The organism is Comamonas terrae, from assembly GCF_001544075.1.
Lineage (GTDB): Bacteria > Pseudomonadota > Gammaproteobacteria > Burkholderiales > Burkholderiaceae_C > Comamonas > Comamonas terrae.
This window is the reverse complement of record NZ_BCNT01000003.1, coordinates 470,274-493,675: the sequence shown is the minus strand read 5'-3', so window position 1 is coordinate 493,675 and position 23,402 is coordinate 470,274. Positions and strand designations below refer to the sequence as shown.

22 protein-coding genes are annotated in these 23,402 nt (G+C 66.2%); 7 read left to right on the top strand and 15 right to left on the bottom strand.

Going from position 1 to position 23,402, the window contains the following annotated elements; genetic code table 11:
* Window positions 1–53 precede the first annotated feature (53 nt).
* A complete protein-coding gene (proB, locus tag Cte04_RS05590) occupies window positions 54–1,193 on the top strand; it encodes a glutamate 5-kinase (RefSeq protein ID WP_066473362.1) in 1,140 nt (379 codons plus the stop codon).
* 82 nt (window positions 1,194–1,275) lie between these two features.
* Here proB and Cte04_RS05585 read toward each other — a convergent pair whose 3' ends face one another.
* Window positions 1,276–1,998, bottom strand: a complete 723-nt coding sequence (locus Cte04_RS05585; RefSeq protein WP_066473360.1) for an RNA pyrophosphohydrolase — start codon at window positions 1,996–1,998, stop codon at window positions 1,276–1,278.
* A gap of 105 nt (window positions 1,999–2,103) precedes the next feature.
* On the opposite strand from Cte04_RS05585, the gene Cte04_RS05580 reads away from it, so the two are divergent.
* Window positions 2,104–3,846, top strand: coding sequence for a proline--tRNA ligase (locus Cte04_RS05580; protein ID WP_066473357.1), 1,743 nt, complete (start codon window positions 2,104–2,106; stop codon window positions 3,844–3,846).
* 13 nt (window positions 3,847–3,859) lie between these two features.
* Window positions 3,860–4,513 carry a lytic transglycosylase domain-containing protein gene (locus Cte04_RS05575; protein WP_066473350.1) on the top strand — a complete coding sequence of 218 codons (654 nt, stop codon included), beginning with the start codon at window positions 3,860–3,862 and terminating at the stop codon, window positions 4,511–4,513.
* Between the two features lie 112 nt (window positions 4,514–4,625).
* Here Cte04_RS05575 and paeA read toward each other — a convergent pair whose 3' ends face one another.
* The 8 genes from paeA to hemA form a co-directional block, all read right to left on the bottom strand.
* Window positions 4,626–5,999: a polyamine export protein PaeA gene (gene paeA, locus Cte04_RS05570; RefSeq protein WP_066473346.1), complete on the bottom strand. Its 1,374-nt coding sequence runs from the start codon at window positions 5,997–5,999 to the stop codon at window positions 4,626–4,628.
* A 111-nt stretch (window positions 6,000–6,110) separates the two neighbouring features.
* A complete protein-coding gene (locus Cte04_RS05565) occupies window positions 6,111–6,566 on the bottom strand; it encodes a ribonuclease HI family protein (RefSeq protein ID WP_066473344.1) in 456 nt (151 codons plus the stop codon).
* 61 nt (window positions 6,567–6,627) lie between these two features.
* Entirely contained in the window at window positions 6,628–6,951 is a 324-nt protein-coding gene (gene grxD, locus Cte04_RS05560; protein ID WP_066473342.1) for a Grx4 family monothiol glutaredoxin, read from the bottom strand.
* 131 nt (window positions 6,952–7,082) lie between these two features.
* Window positions 7,083–7,937, bottom strand: a complete 855-nt coding sequence (prmC, locus tag Cte04_RS05555) for a peptide chain release factor N(5)-glutamine methyltransferase (RefSeq protein WP_066473340.1) — start codon at window positions 7,935–7,937, stop codon at window positions 7,083–7,085.
* 15 nt (window positions 7,938–7,952) lie between these two features.
* Window positions 7,953–8,492, bottom strand: a complete 540-nt coding sequence (locus tag Cte04_RS05550) for an SUKH-3 domain-containing protein (protein WP_066473337.1) — start codon at window positions 8,490–8,492, stop codon at window positions 7,953–7,955.
* A gap of 14 nt (window positions 8,493–8,506) precedes the next feature.
* A complete protein-coding gene (locus Cte04_RS05545) occupies window positions 8,507–10,492 on the bottom strand; it encodes a PEP/pyruvate-binding domain-containing protein (protein ID WP_066473335.1) in 1,986 nt (661 codons plus the stop codon).
* Between the two features lie 67 nt (window positions 10,493–10,559).
* Window positions 10,560–11,642 carry a peptide chain release factor 1 gene (gene prfA, locus Cte04_RS05540; RefSeq protein WP_066473333.1) on the bottom strand — a complete coding sequence of 361 codons (1,083 nt, stop codon included), beginning with the start codon at window positions 11,640–11,642 and terminating at the stop codon, window positions 10,560–10,562.
* Window positions 11,643–11,794: 152 nt separating this feature from the next.
* Complete coding sequence (gene hemA, locus Cte04_RS05535; protein ID WP_066473325.1) at window positions 11,795–13,117, bottom strand: glutamyl-tRNA reductase; 1,323 nt, start codon at window positions 13,115–13,117, stop codon at window positions 11,795–11,797.
* A 74-nt stretch (window positions 13,118–13,191) separates the two neighbouring features.
* Between hemA and Cte04_RS05530 the strand changes: the two genes are divergently transcribed.
* Window positions 13,192–13,467 carry a hypothetical protein gene (locus Cte04_RS05530; RefSeq protein ID WP_066473323.1) on the top strand — a complete coding sequence of 92 codons (276 nt, stop codon included), beginning with the start codon at window positions 13,192–13,194 and terminating at the stop codon, window positions 13,465–13,467.
* On the opposite strand, the gene Cte04_RS05525 is transcribed toward Cte04_RS05530, so the two are convergent.
* Window positions 13,450–14,406, bottom strand: coding sequence for a LysR substrate-binding domain-containing protein (locus Cte04_RS05525; protein WP_066473320.1), 957 nt, complete (start codon window positions 14,404–14,406; stop codon window positions 13,450–13,452). The two genes, Cte04_RS05530 and Cte04_RS05525, sit on opposite strands and share 18 nt — an antisense overlap.
* A gap of 141 nt (window positions 14,407–14,547) precedes the next feature.
* On the opposite strand from Cte04_RS05525, the gene Cte04_RS05520 reads away from it, so the two are divergent.
* The 3 genes from Cte04_RS05520 (at window position 14,548) to Cte04_RS05510 (ending at window position 17,660) form a co-directional block, all read left to right on the top strand.
* Complete coding sequence (locus Cte04_RS05520) at window positions 14,548–15,537, top strand: tripartite tricarboxylate transporter substrate binding protein BugE (RefSeq protein ID WP_066473316.1); 990 nt, start codon at window positions 14,548–14,550, stop codon at window positions 15,535–15,537.
* A gap of 77 nt (window positions 15,538–15,614) precedes the next feature.
* The gene (locus tag Cte04_RS05515; RefSeq protein WP_066473312.1) at window positions 15,615–16,511 is read left to right on the top strand and encodes an N-formylglutamate amidohydrolase; all 897 of its coding nucleotides are present in this window, start codon (window positions 15,615–15,617) and stop codon (window positions 16,509–16,511) included.
* 159 nt (window positions 16,512–16,670) lie between these two features.
* Complete coding sequence (locus Cte04_RS05510) at window positions 16,671–17,660, top strand: Bug family tripartite tricarboxylate transporter substrate binding protein (RefSeq protein WP_066473309.1); 990 nt, start codon at window positions 16,671–16,673, stop codon at window positions 17,658–17,660.
* Between the two features lie 205 nt (window positions 17,661–17,865).
* Here Cte04_RS05510 and ugpQ read toward each other — a convergent pair whose 3' ends face one another.
* From ugpQ to ugpB, 5 genes are all read right to left on the bottom strand, one after another.
* Window positions 17,866–18,642 (bottom strand): glycerophosphodiester phosphodiesterase, encoded by a 777-nt coding sequence (gene ugpQ, locus Cte04_RS05505; protein WP_066473306.1) that lies wholly within the window; start codon window positions 18,640–18,642, stop codon window positions 17,866–17,868.
* A 115-nt stretch (window positions 18,643–18,757) separates the two neighbouring features.
* Window positions 18,758–19,765, bottom strand: coding sequence for a sn-glycerol-3-phosphate import ATP-binding protein UgpC (locus Cte04_RS05500; protein ID WP_066473302.1), 1,008 nt, complete (start codon window positions 19,763–19,765; stop codon window positions 18,758–18,760).
* A 53-nt stretch (window positions 19,766–19,818) separates the two neighbouring features.
* Window positions 19,819–20,670 carry a sn-glycerol-3-phosphate ABC transporter permease UgpE gene (gene ugpE / locus Cte04_RS05495; RefSeq protein ID WP_066473298.1) on the bottom strand — a complete coding sequence of 284 codons (852 nt, stop codon included), beginning with the start codon at window positions 20,668–20,670 and terminating at the stop codon, window positions 19,819–19,821.
* A 2-nt stretch (window positions 20,671–20,672) separates the two neighbouring features.
* Window positions 20,673–21,554 (bottom strand): sn-glycerol-3-phosphate ABC transporter permease UgpA, encoded by an 882-nt coding sequence (gene ugpA, locus Cte04_RS05490; protein WP_066473295.1) that lies wholly within the window; start codon window positions 21,552–21,554, stop codon window positions 20,673–20,675.
* Between the two features lie 115 nt (window positions 21,555–21,669).
* Complete coding sequence (ugpB, locus tag Cte04_RS05485; RefSeq protein WP_066473293.1) at window positions 21,670–22,983, bottom strand: sn-glycerol-3-phosphate ABC transporter substrate-binding protein UgpB; 1,314 nt, start codon at window positions 22,981–22,983, stop codon at window positions 21,670–21,672.
* Between the last annotated feature and the right edge of the window lie 419 nt (window positions 22,984–23,402).

The following is a 23,402-nucleotide window of genomic DNA, read 5'->3' as shown; positions in this document are numbered from 1 at the left end:
CTTCCAGCGCTTGATGCATAAGTGCTGGAGGCATAAAACACTGTCAAATCCTCATGTCTTCCAACGTGTTGCGTGATGCCCATCGCATCGTGGTCAAGGTGGGCTCCAGCCTCGTCACTAATGAAGGCCGCGGCCTGGACGAGGGCGCCATCCAGGAGTGGAGCCGCCAGCTGGCTGCCCTGGTGCGCGGGGAGGACGGCGTGCGCCGCGAGGTCATCATGGTCTCCAGCGGTGCCATCGCCGAGGGCATGAAGCGCCTGGGCTGGACCACGCGCCCCACCGAGGTGCACGAGCTGCAGGCTGCCGCCGCCGTGGGCCAGATGGGGCTGGCCCAGATGTACGAGACCAAGCTGCGCGAGGAAGGCGTGGCCAGTGCCCAGGTTCTGCTCACCCATGGCGACCTGGCCGACCGCGAGCGCTACCTGAACGCGCGCACCACGCTGCTGACGCTGCTGGACCTGGGGGTCGTGCCCGTCATCAATGAGAACGACACGGTGGTCATCGACGAGATCAAGTTCGGCGACAACGACACCCTGGGCGCTCTGGTGGCCAATCTGGTGGAAGCGGATGCACTGGTCATCCTGACCGATCAGCGAGGCCTGTACAGCGCCGATCCGCGCAAGAATCCCGATGCCCGCTTCATCGACGTGGCCCAGGCCGGCGATCCCGAGCTGGAAGCCATGGCCGGCGGTGCCGGCTCTTCGATCGGCAAGGGCGGCATGATCACCAAGATCCTCGCGGCCAAGCGGGCTGCTGGTTCGGGGGCCTCCACCGTGATTGCCTGGGGGCGCGAGAAGGATGTGCTGCTGCGGCTCACCCAGGGAGAATCCATCGGCACGCTGCTCGTGGCCCGTACGCACAAGACGCAGGCGCGCAAGCAGTGGATTGCCGACCATCTGCAGCTGCGCGGCTCGGTGACCGTGGATGCCGGCGCCGTGGCCAAGCTGCGCGATGAGGGCAAAAGCCTCCTGCCCATCGGCATGATGGCCGTGGAAGGCGATTTTTCCCGGGGCGAGGTGATTGCCGTGCGTGACGAGAGCGGTCGGGAGGTGGCGCGGGGGCTGGCCAGCTATGCGAGTGCCGAGGCCAGGTTGCTGTGCCGCAGGAGTTCGGCCGAGATCGAAGGCCTGCTCGGCTATTCGGCCGGGCCCGAGATGGTGCACCGCGACAACATGGTGGTTGCCGGCCACTGAGGCGATGCCTGTGGCGCTGCAGGAATCCCGGGCGCCCGAAACAAAAAAGCCGCTCAGAGGTTCTGTGCGGCTTTTTTTACCTTTACTGCAGATGCTTGCTGCTTCTGCCTGCGTGCGGATCCGTATCCGGCTCGCCTTGTCCGGACTGGGGGTCCGGGTCGAAGCTGGCACCCGGAGGCAGTTCCATGCCCGGGTTCATGCGAAAACTCCCGGTCCTGGCAGGATGCATGGCCGGGGCATGATGGGGCTGCGGTGTGGCAAAGGCATTGCCGCCCGCCTCCAGCTCGCGCGGGCGCATGCCGCTGCGCAGATAGCGATTGCGCTGCTGCTCGCCGCGGGGCACGAAGCGCGCAAGCTCTGTCAGCGCCATCTCGTAGACGCCGCGTTTGAATTCGACAACCACGTCGAGCGGCACCCAGTAGTCGTTCCAACGCCAGGCGTCGAACTCGGGATGGTCGGTGGCACGCAGGTTCAAATCCCAGTCGTGGCCGACCAATTGAAGCAGAAACCATATCTGCTTCTGGCCTTTGTAATGCCCGCGCGCGTCGCGGCGGATATACCGGTCCGGCACCTCGTAGCGCAACCAGTCCCGGGTGCGGGCAACCACGCGAACGTGGTTGGGCTTCAGCCCCACTTCCTCATGCAGTTCTCTGAACATGGCCTGCTCGGGTGTCTCCCCCCGGTCAATGCCACCTTGCGGAAACTGCCAGCTGTGGGTGCGGATGCGTTTTCCCCAGAACACCTGGTTTCTTTGGTTGAGCAGGATGATGCCGACGTTCGGGCGGAATCCGTCCCGGTCAAGCATAATCGAACCCCAATTTTTTGAATTGTGTTCATTATGCATGGCCCCTTGTGATCGGCAAGCGGGCCATGGTCATTTCCGCTTCGTTACCGCTTTATTGCCAGTTCCATGAAAGCCTCCCAATTTCTCATCTCCACCCTCAAGGAAGCTCCGGCGGACGCCGAAGTGGTCAGCCACAAGCTCATGACGCGGGCCGGCATGATCAAGAAGCTGGGGGCCGGCATCTACAACTACATGCCCATGGGCCTGCGCGTGATCCGCAAGGTCGAGGCCATCGTGCGCGAGGAAATGAACCGCGCCGGCGCCATCGAGGTGACCATGCCCGTGGTGCAGCCGGCCGAGCTGTGGCAGGAGACCGGCCGCTTCGACAAGATGGGCCCCGAGCTGCTGCGCATCCAGGACCGCCATGAGCGCGACTTCGTGATCCAGCCCACCAGCGAGGAAGTGGTGACGGACATCGCGCGCCAGGAGTTCAAGAGCTACAAGCAGCTGCCCAAGAACCTCTACCAGATCCAGACCAAGTTCCGCGACGAGCGCCGTCCCCGCTTCGGCCTGATGCGCGGGCGCGAGTTCATCATGAAGGATGCCTATTCCTTCGACAAGGACCGCGATGCCGCCCAGATCAGCTACCAGACCATGCGCGAGGCCTACAAGCGCATCTTCGACCGCTTCGGCCTGCAGTACCGTGCCGTGCGCGCCGACAGCGGTGCCATCGGCGGCGATCTGAGCGAGGAGTTCCAGGTGATCGCCTCCACGGGCGAGGATGCCATCGTCTATTGCCCGAACAGCGACTACGCCGCCAATATCGAGAAGGCCGAAAGCCTGCCGCCGGCCGGCCCCCGTCCCGCACCCGCACAGGCCATGGCCAAGGTGGCCACGCCCGGCAACAGCACCTGCGAGTCCGTGGCGCAGCAGCTGGGCCTGCCCCTGGCGCAGACCGTGAAGTCCCTGGTGCTGGCTACCGACGAGACCGACGAGGCCGGACAGGTCGTCAAGACGCAGGTCTGGCTGCTGCTGCTGCGCGGCGACCACGAGATGAACGAGATTAAGGTGGGCAAGGTCGAGGGCCTGGCCAACTTCCGCTTTGCCACCGTGGCCGAGATCGAGGAGCACTTCGGCTGCCAGCCCGGCTACCTGGGTCCGGTCAACCTGAAAAAGCCCGTGAAGCTGGTGGTGGACCGCGAGGTGGCCGTGATGGCCGACTGGGTCTGCGGCGCCAACGAGGTGGATTTCCACATCACCGGCGTGAATTTCGGCCGCGATCTGCCCGAGCCCGAAGTCGTGGCCGATCTGCGCAATGTGGTGGCCGGCGACAAGTCGCCCGACGGCAAGGGCGAACTGCTCATCGAGCGCGGCATCGAGATCGGCCACGTGTTCTACCTGGGCACCAAGTACTCCAAGGCCATGAAGGCCACCTTCCTGGCCGAGAACGGCAAGCCCACCGAGTTCGAGATGGGCTGCTACGGCATCGGCGTGACGCGCCTGCCGGCCGCCGCCATCGAGCAAAGCCATGACGAGCGCGGCATCATCTGGCCCGACGCGATCGCGCCGTTCACCGTGGTGGTCTGCCCCATCGGCATGGACCGCAGCGAACTGGTCAAGGCCGAAGCCGAAAAGCTTTATGCCGAGCTGCTGGCGCTGGGCGTGGACGTGATCCTGGACGACCGCGGCGAGCGCCCCGGCGCCATGTTCGCCGACTGGGAGCTGATCGGCGTGCCGCATCGCGTGGTGCTGGGCGACCGCGGCCTCAAGGAGGGCATCGTGGAATACCAGCACCGCCGCGACACCGAGGCCACCAAGCTGGCCGTCGGCGAGGTGCTGGCACACCTGAAGAGCCGTCTGGGCCTGTAACAGCGCGCCGATCATGCTCAGCCGCCGCTCCTGTCTGGCCGCTGCCGCTTCACTGCTGGCATCGCCTGTGGGAGTGTTGCTGCCGCAGGCGGCCTGGGCGGGCGGGCAGCTCGAAGAGCCGCTGGCCGATTCCGTGCGTACGGCGCTGAGCGCGGCCGTCGTGGGCCAGGCGCCGCCGGAGCTGGAGTTTCCCTCGACCGAAGCGCGCCTGCGCTATCTGCGCTGGCTGGTGGCCTGCAGCGAGCGGCTGGCCAAGCGCAAGCCCGATGCGCAGGTGCGGCGTGAATTCCTGCAGACCGTCTGGTACGAGTCCAGACGGGCGGGCCTGGAGGTGTCCATGGTCCTGGGCCTGATCCAGGTGGAGAGCGGTTTCCGCAAATATGCGATCTCCAGCGTGGGTGCGCGCGGCTACATGCAGATCATGCCGTTCTGGATGCGCTTGCTGGGCGACGGCGATGCGGGCAAGCTGTTCCACATGCAGACCAATCTGCGTTTTGGCTGCGTGATCCTGCGCCACTACCTGGACCGCGAGAAGGGCGATGCCTACATGGCGCTGGGACGCTACAACGGCAGCCGTGGCCAGCCCCAATATCCGAATGCAGTCTTTGGCGCCCAGCGCAATTGGATGGTGGAAGAACCGGGCCCTGTGCAGATTGCGGGCAGCTAGGCTGCGTGGCAAAGGTGCTATGAAAAGGAAAGCGAATTGCGCTTGCCTTTGCTGTATTTGAAAGGCAAAGGCTTCTGATGCCTTTGCAGAAAAGGCGCAAGCTGCTCTGGTTTCAGGAGTGCGCTTCGCTGCCGGCCGTTGCACCGGCCTGGGCGGTGCTGCCTGCAGCCTTGGCAGCCGCATGGGCGTCGGCAGGATCGGGCAGGCGCGTGACCATGACCTGGTCGATGCGGTAGCTGTCCACGTCCAGCACCTCGAACTTGTAGCCGCCCCAGTTCACGGCATCCGTGCGGCGCGGCACGCGGCGCAGCATGACCATGAGAAAGCCGGCCAGGGTCTCGTACTCGTCGTCGTGCGGCATGTCGTCAAGCTGCAGCACGCGCATCACGTCTTCCACAGGCGTGACGCCGTCGATCAGCCAGGAATTCTCGTCGCGGCGCACGATCTGCTCCTCGTCATCCGAGCCGGTCACCAGATCGCCCATGACGGTGCTCATCACGTCGTTGAGCGTCACGACGCCGACGACCAGGCTGTATTCGTTGACGATGACGGCAAAGTCCTCGTGCACCAGGCGGAACTGCTCCAGCACCTCGGCCAGCGTGAGCCGGTCGGGCACGATCAGTACCTTGCGGATCAGCGAGTCGTCGGTCAGCGACAGCGGCTGGTTGTTGAGCGAGCGCTGGAACAGGTCCTTGGCATCGACGTAGCCGACCACATGGTCGATGTCGCCGTCGCAGACCGGATAGGTGGAGAACGGCTCCTCGGCAATGCGCGCACGGATCACCTCGTCGGGATCGTCGCGGTAGAAGAAGGCGATGCGGTCGCGCTGCGTCATGGCCGAGGCCACGGTGCGCGAGTCCAGCTCGAACAGGTTGGCGATGACCTGCTGCTCCTGCGCGGCCAGCACGCCGGCCTTGGTGCCGGCCTCGGTCATGGCCAGGATGTCCTCGTGCGTGATGCGCTCGTCGCGCACCGTGGGCAGGCCGAGCAGCCGGGCCGTGCCATCGGCCAGCTTGTTGAAGCACCACACCAGCGGCTTGAGCACGGCCATGCACCAGAGCATGGGGCGCAGCACGCGCACGGCCAGGCGTTCGGGCTCGGCCATGGACAGGCGCTTGGGCAGTAGGTCGGCAAACAGAATGAAGAACGAGGTGATGGTGATGAAGGACAGCAGGAAGCCCACCGTCTGCGAGCGGCTCTCGCTCAGCCACAGGCTCAGCAGCTGGGTCAGGAAAGGGGTGAGGGCTCCTTCGCCCACGACGCCGCCGAGGATGGCAACGGCGTTGAGGCCGATCTGCGTGACCGTGAAATATTCGCCGGGCTGGGCCTGCATCTTCATGACCTGCTCGGCGCGCGGCTCTCCATCTTCGACCATCTGCCGCAGGCGCAGGCGGCGCGAGGCGGCCAGGGAGATTTCAGCCACGGAAAAGAAGGCACTGGCAAGAATCAGTGCCGCGATCATCAGCAGGCTCTGGAGCAAACTCATAGGCAGGGCCGCAGTGGCGCGCGGGCACCGACTGCGTCAAAAACAACATGCCTTATTCAATCACATAAAGCCTGGCCCCGCCTCCAGGCTGGCATGGGCGGCGGCCGCCGTTCAGCCGGTGCGGGCCGGGTTTCCCGGCAGGGCGTGCGCGGTACGGGCGAGCGCGTCGGCTTCCTGGTTGCGGTGGCGCGGTATCCACTGCAGCTGGATTTCCGCGAATTCGCGCATCAGGCTGCGTGCCTGCGCAAAGAGGGGGTCCAGGCGAGGGATGGGGCGCACGGGCCTGGGGCCGGGTGGGCCCAGCTGCTCCACGAGCACGCTGCTGTCGGTGCGCAGCGTGATGTGATGAATACCCAGGGACCGGGCCTTGCGCAGGGCAGCCAGCAGGGCCAGCAGTTCGGCCTCGTTGTTGCAGCCGCTGCGGCGCAGGTTGAGCGACAGCGTGTGCCTGCGGCCGTCGGGCATGCGCAGCACGGCGCCCAGGCTCATGGGGCCGGGGTTGGGCAGGGCGCTGCCGTCGATATGGATGCAGCAGTGGTGGCCGGGTGGCTCTGGAAGGGCTGGCATGGCATATCCCAATGAAAAAAGCCACGGCAAGGCGTGGCTTCGCGCGAGGGAGCGGCCGGGCTCAGGCCTTGGCGGCCAGCAGCTGCTGCAGCTCGCCCGATTCGTACATTTCCATCATGATGTCCGAGCCGCCGATGAATTCGCCGTGCAGGTACAGCTGGGGAATCGTGGGCCAGTTGCTGAATTCCTTGATGCCCTGGCGGATTTCCTGGTCTTCGAGCACGTTCACGGTGGCAATGGTCTTGGGGTCCACGCCGCAGGCCTTGAGGATCTGGATCGCACGGCCGGAGAAGCCGCACATGGGGAAGCTCGCATTGCCCTTCATGAACAGCAGGATGTCATTGTTCTTGACGAGGTCGGCGATGCGTTGTTGGGTGTTGCTCATGGTGGGCTCCAAAATCGGTGGATTGCTGCGACGGCAGCGCAGCAGGGATTATTTCACTGTCGGCCCTTGGCTGGGCGCCGTGCGGGAATCGGGTGCCGGTTCGTCCCCAAATCGGGGTGCGGGCGGAAAAATCAAGCCGGCGGCCACTGTCCGCCGGTGCAGCGCGCGATGCCGGCCAGGTCCTCGCGGTGCTGTACGGCGGCAAAGCCGGCCTGCTGCATGAGCGTGGCCACGTCCGGCGCCTGGTCCCAGCCGTGCTCGAACAGCAGCCAGCCGCCGCGCTTCAGGTGCACGGGCGCCTGGGCGATGATGCAGCGTATGTCCGCCAGGCCGTCGCCGCCGCTGGCAAGGGCCGACAGCGGCTCGTGGGTGAGGCTGGCCAGGTGCGGATCGTCCGCACGGATATAGGGCGGATTGCTCACGATCAGGTCGCAGGCGGGCTGGCCGGCCAGGGGCTCGAGCCAGCTGCCGTGGGCGAACTGCACGGGCAGCTGCAGGCGCTGGGCGTTGGCCTGAGCCACGGCCAGGGCGTCGGCGCTGGCATCCACGGCCAGCACCTGGGCCGCGGGGCGGCGGCTTTGCAGGGCCAGGGCGATGGCGCCGCTGCCTGTGCCCAGGTCCACCACGTGGCAGGGCTGCTGCGGCGGCATCAGCTCCAGCGCCCAGTCCACCAGGGTCTCGGTATCGGGGCGCGGGTCCAGCACGCGCGCATCCACGGCCAGGTCCAGGCCGTAGAACTCCTTGCGGCCCGTGAGGTAGGCCACGGGCACGCCCTGCAGGCGCCGGGCGCACAGCGCCTGCCAGCTGGCCTGCTGGGCAGGGCTCAGCGTGTCGGTGTCGTGCGTGATGAGCCAGGCGCGCGCATGGGGCGACTGTCCCGCCGCATGCAGCAGCAGCATCTGGGCGTCCATGCGGGGCAGGCCCTGGCGGGCCGCTTCGGCCAGGGCCTGGGCAATGGTCGGGGTGAAGGGGCGGGTCTGTGTCATGTCGTGGTTGCCGGGTCAGCCCGCATAGGTCTCGGGGCTGTGCCGGGTGTAGCGTTTGCCGTAGAGGTGGACCTCTTGCCGGCCGGGGCGCAGCATGGGGCGCGAATGCACGCCGCCCAGAAGATGCGCCATGGCCTGCTCCAGATTCTCTCCCTCGAAGCAGAACGCATCGTGGACCAGGCTCATGCCGAAGCAGCGGCCGTCGGCCGCCATGAGCAGCAGGCCGTGGCCGTGGTGGACTTCGGCAACCTGGACCAGGCATGTCTTGAGCACGTCCTGCCAGAGGAGCAGGTCCGCATCGGTGTGCGCATCCGCCAGGCCGTTGGAGCTCCAGTGGAGGGCGATATCGCTGCTGGCGCATTCCTGGCCGGCACCGACTTTGCCCAGGGTCAGCCCCGCCAGCTGGCGCAGCGCGGCCACGGCCGGGTGGCGGGCCATTGCGGGCCGGGCATGCAGCAGAGCCTGGATCTCGGGCGCGGGCGCCGCCTCGCGCCCGGGCGTCCAGCCCGCGGCGTGCAAGTGCCTCAGGACGATGGCAGAGGTGAACGAGGTCATGGCATCTCGCCGGTTCAGCGGGCGGGCGCGGTGATGAAGGGGCGGGCCTGCAGGATGATGATGCGGTCGCCGTGCATGGCCCATTCGATGTCCTGCTCCCGGCCGCCGAAGCGCTGCTTGATGGCGGCGCCCGTGCGGGCCAGGCGCTGCACCAGCGCATCGCTGAGCACGGCGCGCCCGGCCTGGGTGGGAATTTCCTTGACGCCGCCAGCGGCGCTCAGCTGCAGGGCCACATCGTCGTCCGAGCGGTTGAGCACCTGCACGGCCTGGCTGCGGCTCGAATACATGATCTGCTCGGCCACGCGCCGGCCTTCGACCACGCGTATGCCTATGCCGCGCTTGGCGGCGATATAGGTGGCATGGCGATGCCGGGCGTCGAACGGGTCGCGCGTGATCATCACGCCCGAGGCCGTGGAGTCCACGGCGGTCTGCACGAAAACCGACATCGCCACCTGCCCGTCGTCGATGCCTGCAGCCTCGCGCGCCTCCCAGGCCTCGAAGTTGTAGACCGAGGCCCAGACCTTGCGCACGGCCTGGAGCAGGGCATCGCCCGTCTTCACATTGGGTACCGTGGTGTACAGGCCCGCGCCGCTGAAGTGGGGCAGGTCTTCCGAGCTGGACGAGCTGCGCACGAACACGCCCTGGCCGCCGAGCTGGCTGCTCCAGCGCTGCTGCCAGGCCTGGGCCATGGCGGCGGGCAGCGGCCATTGCTCGATGTCGGCCTGCAGCGCGGCCAGGGCGCGGGCCCTGACGCCTGCGTCCGTGGCAAAGCCGGGCTGCTGGCGCATGCGGGCCACGCGCTCGGCCAGGCCGTTGCCGCGCATGAAGTCGGCATAGGCGGCAAACGGGATGCAGAAACCATCGGGTACCAGCACGTCGGCGATGCGGGCAGAGCGGATCTCGCCCAGATTGGCGGCCTTGGCGCCGCAGCGCCGGCGGTCCGTACCGCGCAGCGCGGAAAGCGGCACCAGCTCGCTGCGGCCCAGATCGGGCTGGATCAGCACGCGGTTGCCGTTGGCCGGCTTGCGGCCGGCCCGGGCTTCGGCAGCCCGCTGCTCGGCCGCGTCGGCCGCGCGCAGCCGGTATTCGCCGGGCCCCACTTCCAGGTGCACCCACCGGCCGTTCCATTGCGCAAGCTCGCTGGCGGCATCGCGCACATAGGCATTGGGCACACCCCAGCCGCGCGCCAGCAGGTTGACGTGGGAGAGCACGGTGGAAGGCCGCTCGGTGATCACGCCGGCCACGGGCGGCAGGCTGATGGGCACTTCGCGCAGCAGAGCAATGTCCTGCGCGGCCAGGCTTTTCACGGCATCGGCGGCGTCCACGATGCGCAGCCGCCCCACGGCCGTGCCGGTGTTGAGCGGCAGATAGGTCTGGGCGCCGATCAGCGCTGCCTGGGTCGCGGCATCGATGCCCGCAGCCTGGGCCACGGCTTCCTGCGCGGTGGCATTGGCCTTGAAGCGCACGGGCGCGAAAAAGCCTGTCCTGAGCGCATCGGCCGTGGCCTGCAGCAGTTGTGGCGTGAGCCGGTCGCCTTCCCAGAATTCGTAGCTATAGCCCTGGAGGGCCGGCTGCCAGCTCAGCGTGCCGAGGATGAAGCGGCGCCCCGGCTCCCGGTAGTTGCGGTTGAGTTCGGCCCGGTCGCCGCGCAGCAGGCCCCTGGCGCGCAGAAAGTTCTCGTGCAGCGCATAGCGCGGCGTGTTGATGAAGTACAGCCTGGCGGGCCTGGCCTGGCGGTCGACCACGAACAGTACATGGGGCATGGCCGCAGCGCCGGCCGGATCGTAGACGCGCGCCAGCCGGTCGAAGTCGGCGCGGCCGGCAAGTGCGGGCAGCTCTCCGGGCGCGCTGCGGTTGGCTGCGGCATCCGCGGGGCTGCCGGCGCCGGACTCGTAGGCCGAGGGCTTGCGCGCCACCAGCGCCTGGCTGGTGCCGGCCGCGGCCAGCAGGCTGCTGCAAAGCAGAAGGCGGCCTAGGACGGGCAGAAAACGCATGTACATCTCGGGATTGCCTGCAGTCTGTTTCTGATGGGGGCTACGGCCCATGGGGTCTTGCGGGCGAAGCGGTTCAGGAGGCGATGGCCAGCTCTTCGAGCAGCTCTGCCTCGCGGGCATGGGCCAGGGCCTGCAGCACCTCGTCCAGGTCGCCTTCCATGACCTGCAGCAGCTTGTACAGCGTGAGATTGATGCGGTGGTCGGTCAGGCGCCCCTGGGGGAAGTTGTAGGTGCGGATGCGGTCGCTGCGATCACCCGAGCCGATCAGGCCCTTGCGCAGGGCGGCTTCCTTGGCGGCGCGCTCGCTGCGTTCCTTTTCCTGGATGCGCGCCTGCAGCACCTGCAGCGCCTTGGCCTTGTTGCTGTGCTGGCTGCGCCCGTCCTGGCATTCGGCCACGATGCCCGTGGGCAGATGGACCACGCGCACGGCGGAGTCGGTCTTGTTGATGTGCTGGCCGCCGGCGCCGCTGGCGCGGAAGGTGTCGATGCGCAGGTCGGCCGGGTTGAGCGTGATGGCCTCGGCCTCGTCGGGCTCGGGCATGACGGCCACGGTGCAGGCGCTGGTGTGGATGCGGCCCTGGGTTTCGGTGGCCGGTACGCGCTGCACGCGATGGCCGCCCGATTCGAAGCGCAGCGCGCCGTAGACGTTGTCGCCGTCGATGCGCAGCACGACTTCCTTGTAGCCGCCCAGCTCGCTTTCGTTGGCGCTCATGACTTCCACCTTCCAGCCCACATTGGCCGCATAGCGCGTGTACATGCGGGCCAGATCGCCGGCGAACAGGGCCGACTCGTCGCCGCCCGTGCCGGCGCGGATTTCCACGAAGGCCGGGCGCGCATCGTCGGGGTCCTTGGGCAGCAGCATGCGCTGCAGCTCGTCCTCCAGCCGGACCAGTTCGGCCTCGCCGTTGCTGATTTCTTCGCGGGCCATTTCGGCCATGTCGGGGTCTTCGAGCATGTCGCGCGCCGCCGCGATGTCGGCCTCCGTCTGCTGGTAGCGCGCATAGCGGCTGGCGATGGCCGTGACGTCGGCATGCTCGCGCGAGATGGTGCGGTACTGCTTCATATCGCCCATGATGTCTTCGCGCGAGAGCAGGAAGTCCAGCTCCTGCAGGCGTTGGGCATAGCGTTCGAGCTGGTTGCGCAGAAAGTCTTGCATAAGGCTTCACCAAAGGCTGGGATGCGGGCGCCTGGGCCGGCGCCGGCATCGGAAAACGGGAAAGAAGGCACGGTGCCGGAGAGGCCGGCGAAAGGATGGGCTGCAGCGGAAGGCCTGAAGGACAGGCGCTGCAGCGCTGGCGGCGAGCTCCGCTAAAGCGGGGTTTTCTGCGCGGACTTGCCGGCGTCGCGGCCGGAGCGAAGGAACAGGCGCGAGACGGTCTCTGCGGTGCGGGCGCGCTGCTCGGCGTCGCCCTTGTGCAGCTCGGCCATGGTGCCGTGCAGCATCTTCTGCGTCAGGCCGCGCGAGAGGGCTTCGAGCACGGTATCCACGTCCTCGCCCCTGGCCAGCAGCTTCTTGGCACGGGCAATCTCCAGCGCCCGCCATTCGTCGGCCTGGGTGTTGATCTGCTGGATCAGCGGCACCATGCCGCCTTCGGGCTTGCGCTGGTCCAGCCAGTGCATGAAGCTTTGCACGCCGGTGTCGATGATGACCTCGGCCTGCTCCACGGCCGCCTGGCGCTGGGCCTGGCCGGTGCGCACCACGGTGGCCAGATCGTCCACGGTGTAGAGATAGACGTCGTTGAGGTTCTTGACCTCGGATTCGATGTCGCGCGGCACGGCCAGGTCCACCATGAAGATGGGGCGGCGCTTGCGCTTCTTGAGCGCGCTTTCCACGGCGCCCAGGCCGATGATGGGCAGGCTCGAGGCGGTGCAGCTGATGACGGCGTCGTACTCGTGCAGATGCTCGGGCAGATCGGCCAGGCGCATGGTGCCGGCGCCGAACTGGGCGGCCAGCTTCTCGCCGCGTTCCAGGGTGCGGTTGGCGATGGTGATCTGCCTGGGATTCCTGGCGGCAAAGTGGGTGGAGACCAGCTCGATCATCTCGCCGGCGCCCACGAACAGCACGCGGATCTGGCTCAGGTCCTCGAACAGCTGGCCGGCCAGGCGCACGGCGGCTGCGGCCATGGAGATCGAATGCGCGCCGATCTCGGTGGAGCTGCGCACTTCCTTGGCCACGGCGAAGCTGCGCTGGAACAGCTGGTTGAGCGTGGTGCCCAGCGCTCCGGCGGACTCGGCGGCGCGCACGGCATTCTTCATCTGGCCCAGGATCTGGGCCTCGCCCAGCACCATGGAATCCAGGCCGCTGGCCACGCGGAAGGCATGGCGGGCCACGGAGCCGTCCTGCAGCAGGTAGGAGTGCTGGCGCAGCAGTTCGGGCGCGATGCCGCCGCTGCTGGCCAGCCAGTGCAGCGTATGGTCCATGGCCGGCGTGTCGGCGGCGCAGTAGATTTCGGTGCGGTTGCAGGTGGAGAGAATGGCGGTTTCCACCGCGCTATGGGCTCGGCCGGCGCCGGTCAGGGAGGCGCGCAGGCCTTGCAGCGTGGGCGCGATCTGATCGAGCGCGAACGCGAAACGGCCCCGCATATCGAGCGGAGCCGTGTGGTGATTGATACCGAGAGCCCAGACTGCCATAACCCTAGATTATAAAATTTCGGCTTCTTTCGGGTATCACCCGAGTTCAAAGTCTTGGAATCGGAGCCGCGGCAATGGGCGCAGTTGCGAGCGTGAATCATTTACTCAACTTCGCGGCCCCTGCATTCTTTCTCGCCGCAGGCATGGCGCTGTATGCCCGGTTATTCAAGGTAAATCAGGCTGCAGCCCTTTCCTGGAAAGCGCAGGTAGCTATCAATTCCATTGTGGGTTGCGCGGTTCTGGCGGTGGGCATGTGGTGGTTCGGCCGCGATGGGAAGATGGCCAGCTACGCGGCGCTGGTGTTGTCAAGTGCCTTGTGCCAGTGGGTGCTTTCACGCGGCTGGCGCTGAAGGCGCAGAGGCGGAGGCACCTGTTTCCGGCGGGATGGCCCGCGGCGCGGCCTGCTCCAGAATCCAGTGCCTGAACTGCTCCAGCGCCGCCGTCGGCGTGCGCGCCGCAGGCCGGCACAGAAAGTAGCCGCGCCCGATGTTGACGGGGGCATCCAGCGCCTGCGCAACGCGGCCGGCGGCCAGGTCCTCCTCCACCAGGCAGCGCTGCACCACGGCCACGCCCATGCCTGCGGCCACGGCTTGCACCAGCAGGGCCACGGTCTCGAAGTCCGCCTTGGGCTGCGGGCAGTCCTGCGCAACGCCTTGCGCCGCGGCCCAGCAGGCCCAGTTGCCCGGGTAGTTGGTGTGGGCCAGCAGCGGCCGACCGAGGACATCGGCAGCGTCGCGTATGGCCTGCGGTCCCTGCAGGTCGCGCGGATGGCAGATGGGGATCAGGTCGCGGCCGATCACATAGTCGGCGGCGATGTCGGGTGCCCAGTGGCTGCCCACGCGGATCCAGGCATCGATCTCGGGCGCGTTCAGCGTGTCGTCCCTCCGGTAGGGGGCAAAGGACAGCATCACTTCCGGATGGCGGGCGCTGAAATCCGGCAGGCGCGGAATCAGCCAGTGGCTGAACAGCGTGGGTACGACGGACAGGCGCAGCTGTGGTGCGCCGCTGCGCTGGCTGGAGTTGCGGCGGGCGGCGGCCGACGCGGCCTCGATGGCCATGAGGGCGGGCTCGACGGCCTGCAGGTATTCCTGCCCCGCGCGCGTGAGCGCGTTGCGCCGGCCCTGGCGCTCGAACAGCGCAAAGCCCAGATGTTCTTCGAGACGGGCGATGGCCCGGCTGATGCCGCCCTGGGTGACATACAGCTCCTGGGCGGCCAGCGAGTAGCTTCCCAGGCGCGCGGCCGCCGAGAAAGCGTGCAGCTCGGACAGGGAGGGGGAGTGCATGCGCATGGCCGAACCATTATGACGGGCAGTCATATGACTGTGCTTTCTTGTCGCTTTTCCCCGGGAGCGCCTGCCACCAGAATGCAGCCCGTTGCCAACCAGCCGGTTCGCGCCATATCAACCATATTTCTGGAGAGGAAAGTCCACATGGCCATTCGCCGCACCGTTTTGTCCAGCCTGCTTGCGGGCGCTGCCGCTATTTCGCTCAGCCCCGCATTCGCGGCGAATGCCGCGGCCGACTATCCGAGCCGCCCCATCCGCCTGGTGGTGCCGTTCGGCGCCGGCGGTTCGACCGATATGGTGGCCCGCCTGCTGGCCGAGAAAATGAGCCAGATCCTCGGCAAGTCCGTGGTGGTGGACAACAAGGGCGGCGCCGGCGGCTCGATCGGCGCTTCCGAGATCGCCAAGGCCGCGCCGGACGGCTACACCATCGGCATGGCCACCGTGTCCACCCACGGCTCCAATCCGGCCATCTTCCGCAAGCTGCCCTACGACGCCATCAAGGACTTCGCGCCCATCACCAACGTGATGAGCGTGCCCAGCGTGTTCGTGGTCAATTCCAGCGTGCCGGCCAAGACCATGAAGGAATTCATCGCCCTGGCCAAGGCCCATCCGGACAAGTACACCTTCGCCTCGCCGGGCACGGGCTCGCTGGGCCATGCCAACATCGAGAACTTCATGAACCTGGCCGGCATCCAGCTGCTGCACATCCCTTACAAGGGCGCGGGCCAGGCCATCACCGATGCGCTGGGCGGCCAGGTCAATGCCATGACCGACAACCTGCCTTCCACGCTGCCCCACATCAGGGACGGCAAGCTGCGCCCGCTGGCCGTGCTGGCCCTGAAGCGCGCCGAAGTGCTGCCCGACGTGCCGACCTATGCCGAGCTGGGCTATCCCCAGATGGGCGACGGCGGCTGGTTCGGCCTGGTGGCGCCAGCCGGCACGCCGCGCCCCATCATCGACAAGCTCAATGCCGCGGCCCACAAGGCCATGGCCATGCCCGACTACCTGGAAAAGCAGAAGTCCATCTCGGGCGAATCCATGGGCAACACGCCTGAAGAATTTGCCAAGCAGATCAAGGTCGCCATCGAGCGCTACACGGCCGTGGCCAAGCGCGCCAACATCAAGCTGGACTAATGGCTGACGGAGGCCTTGCGCGGCTGCCGCAGGCGGCGGCCGCAGCCTCCGCTGCCGCCACGACAAGGAAGGCCCGCATGCCGGCACCCGATTTCTTGCAAGCCCGGCCGGACGAGCCGGTCATCACCCATCTGCCACAGGGCGAAGCGCTGCCCATCGTCTGCGATTCGCCGCACAGCGGTACGGCCTATCCCGAGGACTTCGGCCATGCCGTGCCCATGCGCCTGCTGCGCCGCGGCGAGGACACGCATGTGGCCGCGCTGTGGGACCGCTGGCCCGCATTCGGCGCCACGCTGATCGAAGCCACGTTTCCGCGCACCTATATCGACGCCAACCGCAGCGAGGCCGACCTGGACCCCGCGCAGATCGAAGGCCAATGGCCCGTGCCGCTGTCGCCCAGCATCAAGACCCAGCAGGGCCTGGGCCTGATCTGGCAGCGCATCAGCAAGGACGGCGTGGCCACGCCGCTGTACGAGCGCAAGCGCACGGTGGCCGAGATCGAGCACCGCATCGCGCGCTACTGGCGCCCCTACCATGCGGCGCTGGCGCAGGCCATCGATGCCAGCGTGCAGCGCTTCGGCGGTGTCTGGCACCTGAACCTGCATTCCATGCCCAATGACGTGTACAAGCGCCTGGGCCGCACGGATGCGCCGCCGCTGGCCGACTTCGTGCTCGGCGACCGCGACGGCACGACCTGCGCGCCCGAGTTCATCCACCTGGTCGGCGACACGCTCAAGGGCTTTGGCTACAGCGTGGCCTACAACGAGCCCTACAAGGGGGTGGAGCTGATCGGCCGCATCGGCCAGCCGCAGCTGGGGCGCCATTCCATGCAGATCGAGATCCGCCGACCGGTCTACATGGACGAGGACACGCGCGAGCCCAATGCCGGCTTCGAGCCGCTGCGCGCGCACTTTGCCACGCTGATGCAGGTGGTGGCCGACTACGTGCGGGAAAACCTGCCCGCGGCGCGCTGAAACCGCCGCGTCTTCAGGCGTTTGAAGCGCAAGCCAGCTCTAAGATCGTGAACACGCTCTTAGAATCCCGATCTGCGGCCCCGCTGGGGCCGCGTCTGTTTGCGGGTGGCCCGTGCGCGGGCCACAGCCTCTAGAAGATCCACATATCGGGAGACAACCATGAAAAAATTCTGGCCAAGATTTGGGCGCCTGGGACTGGCAGCGGTCCTGGGCCTCACGGCTTTCACCTTGGCCCATGCCCAGGGCGGCAGCTTCCCCGTCAAGCCCATCCGCGTGGTGGTGGGCTTTCCGGCCGGCGGCCCGCTGGACCAGCATGCGCGCCTGCTGACCGACAAGCTGCAGGGCGTGCTGGGCCAGCCCATCATCGTGGACTACAAGCCCGGCGCCGGCGGCGCCGTGGGCGCGCAGGACGTGATGAAGTCGCCCGCCGACGGCTACACGCTGATGCTGGCCAACACCGGCGTGATGGTGATCAATCCGGCGCTCTATCCCAAGCTGCCCTACAACACCCTGAAGGACTTCACGCCCGTGGCGCGCACCGCCATGCAGCCGCTGGCGCTGCTGGTCAACAACAAGGTGCCGGCCAAGAATCTGCAGGAATTCATGGCCTATGCCAGGGCCAACCCCGGCAAGATCAACTTCGGCTCGGCCGGCAACGGCGGCATCAGCCACCTGGTGCCCGAGATGTTCAAGAACGCCACGAACCTGGACCTGGTCCACATCCCCTACAAGGGCAGCGCGCCGGCCTTCACCGACCTGATCGGCGGCCAGGTGCAGTTCATGGCCGAGAGCATTCCGCAGGCCGCGGCCTACCACAAGCAGGGCAAGGTGCGCGCCCTGGCCGTGACGAGCAGGGAACGCAATCCCGCGCTGCCCGATGTGCCGACCGCCATCGAGTCTGGCATCAAGGGATTCGAGGTCGTGGGCTTCTACGGATTCCTGGCGCCGGCCGGCACGCCCAAGGAGGTGGTGGCCAAGCTCAGCGGCGCCTTCCAGCAGGTGATGAGCCTGCCCGATGTGAAGAGCCGCATGGTGGAGCAGGGCGCCGATCCGGCCTTCTTGGGTGCAGACGAGTTCGCCAAATTCCTGGCTGGCGAAATGCCGCGCTGGGCCGCGGCGGTCAAGGCCTCGGGCACCAAGATGGATTGACCCCCTGAGGCGCTTTGCGCCTTCCCCAAGGGGGACGCAGCCTTCGCTGCGGGGCGGCCCTTGCTTGGCCGCTCTGGTTTTGGGAGCGTGCCAGTTTCAGGTGGTGTTTGCTATGAATGCAGAAGCTGCTTGCGTCTGTTCATATTGGGTTTCAATCAATGAATGATCTGAAGCTCAATCAGAGTCAGTGCAAGCAGCTCTCAAATCAGAGTTGCGAACCTATCTGCGCGGGGCTGAACAGGTCCACGCGGTCGGTGATGATGCCGTCCGTGCCCAGGTCGATCAGGCGCTGGGCGGCCCATGGGTCGTTGACGGTGTAGCTGCTGCAGCGCAGGCCCGCGCCATGCACCCTGGTCACCAGCGCCGCATCCCACAGCGCATGGTTGAGCACCAGGGCCGAGCAGTCCAGGCCGAGCGCGATCTTCAGGTCGGCATCGCCGGTGCCGTCGGAGAACCTGTCCACCAGCAGGCCGCGCGGAATGTGCGGCGCAACGTCGCGCGCGCCCTTGAGCGCCTCGGGCTTGAACGAGGTGAACAGCGGCTGCACGGCGGCCTGGGGCCAGATGCGGTTCATGAGTTCGCCGCAGGCACGGCCGGTTTCCTCGTCCTGGCCCGGCGTGGGCTTGATCTCCACGTTCAGGTGCAGGTGGTTGGCCAGGCACCAGCGCGCCAGCGCCTCCAGCGTGGGCAGTTGCTCGCCCGCATAGGCGCGCGAATGCCAGCTGCCGGCATCGAGCTGGGCAATCTCGCCCATGGTCAGCGCGCCGCCGATGCCGCGGCCGTTGGTGGTGCGCTCCAGCGTGGCGTCGTGCATGAGGAACAGCACGCCGTCGCTGCTGAGCTTGGCATCGCATTCGAAGAAGCGGTAGCCGTGCTGCGCGCCCAGGCGGAAGGCGCTCATGGTGTTCTCGGGGGCCAGCTTGCCGGCGCCCCGGTGGGCGACCCAGCGGGGGTAGGGCCAGGGTTTCAGTGCAGTAGTCATGGTGGGTTTGCAGCTCGTGCCGATGTGACAAGAGCGCCGCAAGTGCTGGACCTGGGGCGCTCTTCCGATTAATCAGTCGCGTTCGACGCTGCTGGCGGGACGTGCATGCGTGCCGTCAGATGCGTTTGCCGGTTTCGGCATGGAACCAGTGCAGGCGGTCTTCGCGGGCCGAGATGCGGGCCGTTTCGCCGGGCTTGGGGTAGGGCTGGCCTTCCTCCACGCGCACGGTCACGTCCTCGCCACCGACCTTGCCGTACAGCAGGCGCTCGGCGCCCAGCAACTCCACGGTCTCGACCATGAACTCCCAGCCGCCGGCCTCGACCAGGTCGATGTGCTCGGGGCGGATGCCCAGGATCTGGCCCTGCCTGCCGTTGGGTGCGTTCTTGAGCAGGTTCATCGGGGGCGAACCGATGAAGCCGGCCACGAAGGTGGAGGCGGGCGTGTGGTAGACCTCCTCGGGCGTGCCGAACTGCTCGACATTTCCGCCGTTCATCACGATCATGCGCTGGGCCAGCGTCATGGCCTCGACCTGGTCGTGGGTCACGAACAGGCTGGTGATGCCCAGCTCGGCGTGCAGCTTCTGGATCTCGATGCGGGTCTGGCCGCGCAGCTTGGCGTCCAGGTTGGACAGCGGCTCGTCGAACAGGAAGACCTGGGGCTGGCGCACGATGGCGCGGCCCATGGCCACGCGCTGGCGCTGGCCGCCCGACAGCTGGCGCGGCTTGCGGTCCAGCAGGTGGGATAGTTCCAGGATCTTGGCGGCCTTGTCCACGCGGCGCTTGATCTCGTCCTCGGGCACCTTGGCGAGCTTCAGGCCGTAGGCCATGTTCTCGTAGTTGCTCATGTGCGGATACAGCGCGTAGTTCTGGAACACCATGGCGATGTTGCGCTTGGCGGGCTCCAGGTTGTTGACGACCTTGTCGCCGATCCACAGTTCGCCGCCGGTGATTTCCTCCAGGCCGGCGATCATGCGCAGCAGCGTGGACTTGCCGCAGCCCGAGGGGCCGACCAGCACGATGAATTCGCCGTCCTTGATCTCGGCGTTCACGCCGTGGATGACGGGCACGGCAGCCTTGCCGGTGCCGTAGCGCTTGACGATGTTCTTGAGGGAGATGGATGCCATAACAGGGTTGTATTCAATCGGTCAAAAGATGGTGGCGGGCAATGTGGCGGGGATCACTTCTCGGTATCCACCAGGCCTTTGACAAACCACTTTTGCATCAGCATGACCACCAGCGTCGGTGGCAGCATGGCCAGGATGGCCGTGGCCATCACGATGTTCCAGTCGATGGCGGCTTCGCCGCCGCCGGCCACCATGCGCTTGATGCCCACGACCACGGGATACATGTCTTCCGAGGTGGTCATCAGCAGGGGCCACAGGTACTGGTTCCAGCCGTAGATGAACTGGATCACGAACAGCGCCGCGATCGAGGTCTTGGACAGGGGCACCAGCACGTCCTTGAAGAAGCGCATGGGACCGGCGCCGTCGATGCGGGCCGCTTCCACCAGTTCGTCGGGCACGGTCAGGAAGAACTGGCGGAACAGGAAAGTGGCCGTGGCCGAGGCGATCAGCGGCAGCGACAGGCCCGCGTAGCTGTTGAGCAGGCCCAGTTCGGCCACCACCTTGTAGGTAGGCAGGATACGCACTTCCACGGGCAGCATCAGGGTCAGGAAAATGGCCCAGAAGCAGATCATCTTGAACGGGAAGCGGAAGTAGACGATGGCGAAGGCCGACAGCAGCGAGATCGCGATCTTGCCCACGGTGATGATCATGGCGACCACGAAGCTCACCCACATCATGTGCACGACGTTGGTGTTGGACCCGAGCTTGCCCGAGCCCAGCAGGGCTTCCTTGTAGTTCTCCCACAGGTGGGAGCCGGGCAGCAGCGGCATGGGCGCCTGGACGATCTCGCTGGCCGTGTGCGTGGAGGCGATCAGTGCCAGGTACAGCGGAAAGGCGACGATGGCCACGCCGAAGATCAGCACGGCGTGGGAGAAGATGTTGAGCCAGGGATTGCGATCAACCATGATCAGTACTGCACTTTCTTTTCAACATAGCGGAACTGGATCACGGTCAGAACCACCACGATCAGCATCAGGATCACGGACTGCGCTGCGGAGCCGCCCAGATCCAGGGCCTTGAAGCCGTCCAGATACACCTTGTAGACCAGGATGGAGGTCGACTGGCCGGGACCGCCGTGGGTGGCCGCGTCGATGATGCCGAAGGTGTCGAAGAAGGCGTAGACGATGTTGATCACCAGCAGGAAGAAGGTCGTGGGCGACAGCAGCGGCAGCTGGATGTTCCAGAAGCGGCGCCAGGGGCCGGCACCGTCGATGGAGGCGGCCTCGATCAGCGCCTTGGGGATGGACTGCAGGCCGGCCAGGAAGAACAGGAAGTTGTAGGAGATCTGCTTCCACACCGCGGCCAGCACGATCAGCGCCATGGCCTGGTTCTCGTTCATCAGGTGGTTCCAGGAATAGCCGAGCTTGTCCAGGAAATAGGCCACCACGCCGATGGACGGCGAGAACATGAAGATCCACAGCACGCCGGCGATCACGGGCGCCACGGCGTAGGGAATGATCAGCAGGGTCTTGTAGACCATGGCGAAGCGCACGATGCGGTCCGCGAAGATGGCCAGCGCCAGCGAGGTGGCAATGCCGATGCCGGCCACCAGCACCGAGAACACGGCGGTGCGGTAGAACGAGTCCAGATAGGACGGATCGGCGAAGAGGGTGCGAAAGTTATCGAACCCGACCCACTCGGTGCTCATGCCGAAGGCGTCTTCCATCTGGAACGACTGCAGCACGGCCTGTGCGGCGGGCCAGAAAAAGAAGATGCTGATGATCAGCAGCTGGGGGGCAATCAGCACCCACGGCAGCCATCCGGAGCGGAAAAGTACGCGTTTTTCCATGAGGGGTCACAAATAAAAAAACCGCCGAAGGCTGGAGCCAACCTCCGGGGCATGGGGTGCAGCGCCCCTTGGGGAGGCGCTGCAGGCTTGACCAGCTCGGAATCGAGGCTGGCGATTACTGCTTGTAGGAGCGCTCGAAACGGGCCAGCAGCTCGTTGCCGCGGGACACGATGGCGTCCAGCGCCTGCTGGCCGGTCTTCTTGCCGGCCCACACCTGTTCGAGTTCCTCGTCCTCGATGGTGCGGATCTGCACATAGTTGCCCAGGCGGATGCCGCGCGAGTTGTTGGTCACCTTGCGGATCATCTGCGTCACGGCGGTGTCGGTGCCGGGATGCTTGGCATAGAAGCCGGACTTCTCGGTCAGGTCATAGGCGGCCATGGTCACGGGCAGGTAGCCGGTGCGCTGGTGGCTGGCGGCCTGGACCTTGGTCTGCGACAGGAATTCGAAGAACTTGGCCACGCCCTTGTAGTGCTCGGCATTCTTGCCGGCCATGACCCACAGCGAAGCGCCGCCGATCACGGTGTTCTGGGGCGCGCCCTTCACATCGGGGTAGTAGGGCAGGGGAGCCAGGCCGTAGGCGAACTTGGCGTTCTTGGCCACGTCGCCGTAGTAGCCCGACGACGTCTGGATCATGGCGCATTCGCCGGCCGTGAACGAAGCCTGGGGAATGGAGCCGCGGCCCTTGTAGACGAATTCACCGTTCTTGGCGGCTTCGGCCAGGTTCTGGATGTGCTTGACGTGCAGGGGCGAGTTGATCTTCAGGCGCGCCTTGTAGCCGTTGGCGCTCAGGCCGTTCTGCTCGGTGGCGAATTCCACGTTGTGCCAGGTGGAGAACGATTCCAGCTGGGTCCAGCCCTGCCAGGCCAGCGTCATGGGGCAGCTGTGGCCGCTTTCCTTGAGCTTCTTGGCGGCGGCGAAGACTTCGGGCCAGGTGGCGGGCGCCTTGTCGGGGTTCAGGCCGGCCTTCTTGAAGGCATCCTTGTTGTAATAGAAGATGGTGGTCGAGCTGTTGAACGGGAAGCTCAGCATCTGGCCGTTGGGGGCGGTGTAGTAGCCGGCCACGGCGGGGATGTAGGACTTGGGATCGAAGGACACGCCGGCATCGGCCATGACCTTGCCCACGGGCACGGTCGCGCCCTTGGAGGCCATCATGGTGGCGGTGCCCACTTCGAAGACCTGCAGGATGTCGGGTGCATTGCCCGAACGGAACGCGGCGATGGCGGCTGTCATCGACTCGTCATACGCGCCCTTGTAGGTCGGAACGATCTTGTAATCCTTCTGGCTTTCATTGAACTGCTTGGCCAGATCGTTGACCCACTCGTTGTTCACGGCGGTCATGGAGTGCCACCATTGGATCTCGGTGGTGGCTTGCGCCGAAAAAGCGGTAGCGGCGACGGCGGCGGCCATGGCCAGTTGCTTGAATTGCATGAAAGCTCCTCTAACGTTTTGGTGACGAAATATGCGACGCTGCACATTAGGTCTTGCGTATGACATATGCATGTCATTGTTTGCACCAGCTTCGTGTTCCACCACGGGCCGAACCCGCACATTTCCTTGTCACATGACAAAGGGGTGACAAAAGGTGACGCGCGAAGCTGCGCCATTCTAGGTCAATACCATTTCGTTTCGAAATGACGGTCTTTCGGTTTTTGTTGCTTTTGATTCGCAAATGGTTGTTTGTACCGATGCAGGCATGCGAGCCTCTTTGGTGGACAGCCGGATGACAGGATGGTGGGGCAAAAAGCATGCGCGAAGCCCGCGGGCCCGGCGCGAAAGGCCGGCAGGCGCAGGGACGCAGGCTTCTGAGGCTATGGGCGTACTGCCCGGCGGGATCGGGCCGCCTCGCT

Bases quoted from the DNA above. Each gene is read 5' to 3' on its own strand.
- Cte04_RS05530 (WP_066473323.1), top strand. From the start codon at position 13,192: ATGGGCGCAGTTGCGAGCGTGAATCATTTACTCAACTTCGCGGCCCCT.
- Cte04_RS05585 (WP_066473360.1), bottom strand. From the start codon at position 1,998: ATGCTTGACCGGGACGGATTCCGCCCGAACGTCGGCATCATCCTGCTC.
- ugpB (WP_066473293.1), bottom strand. From the start codon at position 22,983: ATGCAATTCAAGCAACTGGCCATGGCCGCCGCCGTCGCCGCTACCGCT.
- paeA (WP_066473346.1), bottom strand. From the start codon at position 5,999: ATGAGTTTGCTCCAGAGCCTGCTGATGATCGCGGCACTGATTCTTGCC.
- prfA (WP_066473333.1), bottom strand. From the start codon at position 11,642: ATGCAAGACTTTCTGCGCAACCAGCTCGAACGCTATGCCCAACGCCTG.
- Cte04_RS05510 (WP_066473309.1), top strand. From the start codon at position 16,671: ATGAAAAAATTCTGGCCAAGATTTGGGCGCCTGGGACTGGCAGCGGTC.
- Cte04_RS05515 (WP_066473312.1), top strand. From the start codon at position 15,615: ATGCCGGCACCCGATTTCTTGCAAGCCCGGCCGGACGAGCCGGTCATC.
- Cte04_RS05545 (WP_066473335.1), bottom strand. From the start codon at position 10,492: ATGTACATGCGTTTTCTGCCCGTCCTAGGCCGCCTTCTGCTTTGCAGC.
- Cte04_RS05580 (WP_066473357.1), top strand. From the start codon at position 2,104: ATGAAAGCCTCCCAATTTCTCATCTCCACCCTCAAGGAAGCTCCGGCG.
- ugpE (WP_066473298.1), bottom strand. From the start codon at position 20,670: ATGGTTGATCGCAATCCCTGGCTCAACATCTTCTCCCACGCCGTGCTG.
- Cte04_RS05565 (WP_066473344.1), bottom strand. From the start codon at position 6,566: ATGCCAGCCCTTCCAGAGCCACCCGGCCACCACTGCTGCATCCATATC.
- Cte04_RS05575 (WP_066473350.1), top strand. From the start codon at position 3,860: ATGCTCAGCCGCCGCTCCTGTCTGGCCGCTGCCGCTTCACTGCTGGCA.
- Cte04_RS05525 (WP_066473320.1), bottom strand. From the start codon at position 14,406: ATGCGCATGCACTCCCCCTCCCTGTCCGAGCTGCACGCTTTCTCGGCG.
- ugpQ (WP_066473306.1), bottom strand. From the start codon at position 18,642: ATGACTACTGCACTGAAACCCTGGCCCTACCCCCGCTGGGTCGCCCAC.
- Cte04_RS05520 (WP_066473316.1), top strand. From the start codon at position 14,548: ATGGCCATTCGCCGCACCGTTTTGTCCAGCCTGCTTGCGGGCGCTGCC.
- hemA (WP_066473325.1), bottom strand. From the start codon at position 13,117: ATGGCAGTCTGGGCTCTCGGTATCAATCACCACACGGCTCCGCTCGAT.
- Cte04_RS05500 (WP_066473302.1), bottom strand. From the start codon at position 19,765: ATGGCATCCATCTCCCTCAAGAACATCGTCAAGCGCTACGGCACCGGC.
- grxD (WP_066473342.1), bottom strand. From the start codon at position 6,951: ATGAGCAACACCCAACAACGCATCGCCGACCTCGTCAAGAACAATGAC.
- proB (WP_066473362.1), top strand. From the start codon at position 54: ATGTCTTCCAACGTGTTGCGTGATGCCCATCGCATCGTGGTCAAGGTG.
- Cte04_RS05550 (WP_066473337.1), bottom strand. From the start codon at position 8,492: ATGACCTCGTTCACCTCTGCCATCGTCCTGAGGCACTTGCACGCCGCG.
- prmC (WP_066473340.1), bottom strand. From the start codon at position 7,937: ATGACACAGACCCGCCCCTTCACCCCGACCATTGCCCAGGCCCTGGCC.
- ugpA (WP_066473295.1), bottom strand. From the start codon at position 21,554: ATGGAAAAACGCGTACTTTTCCGCTCCGGATGGCTGCCGTGGGTGCTG.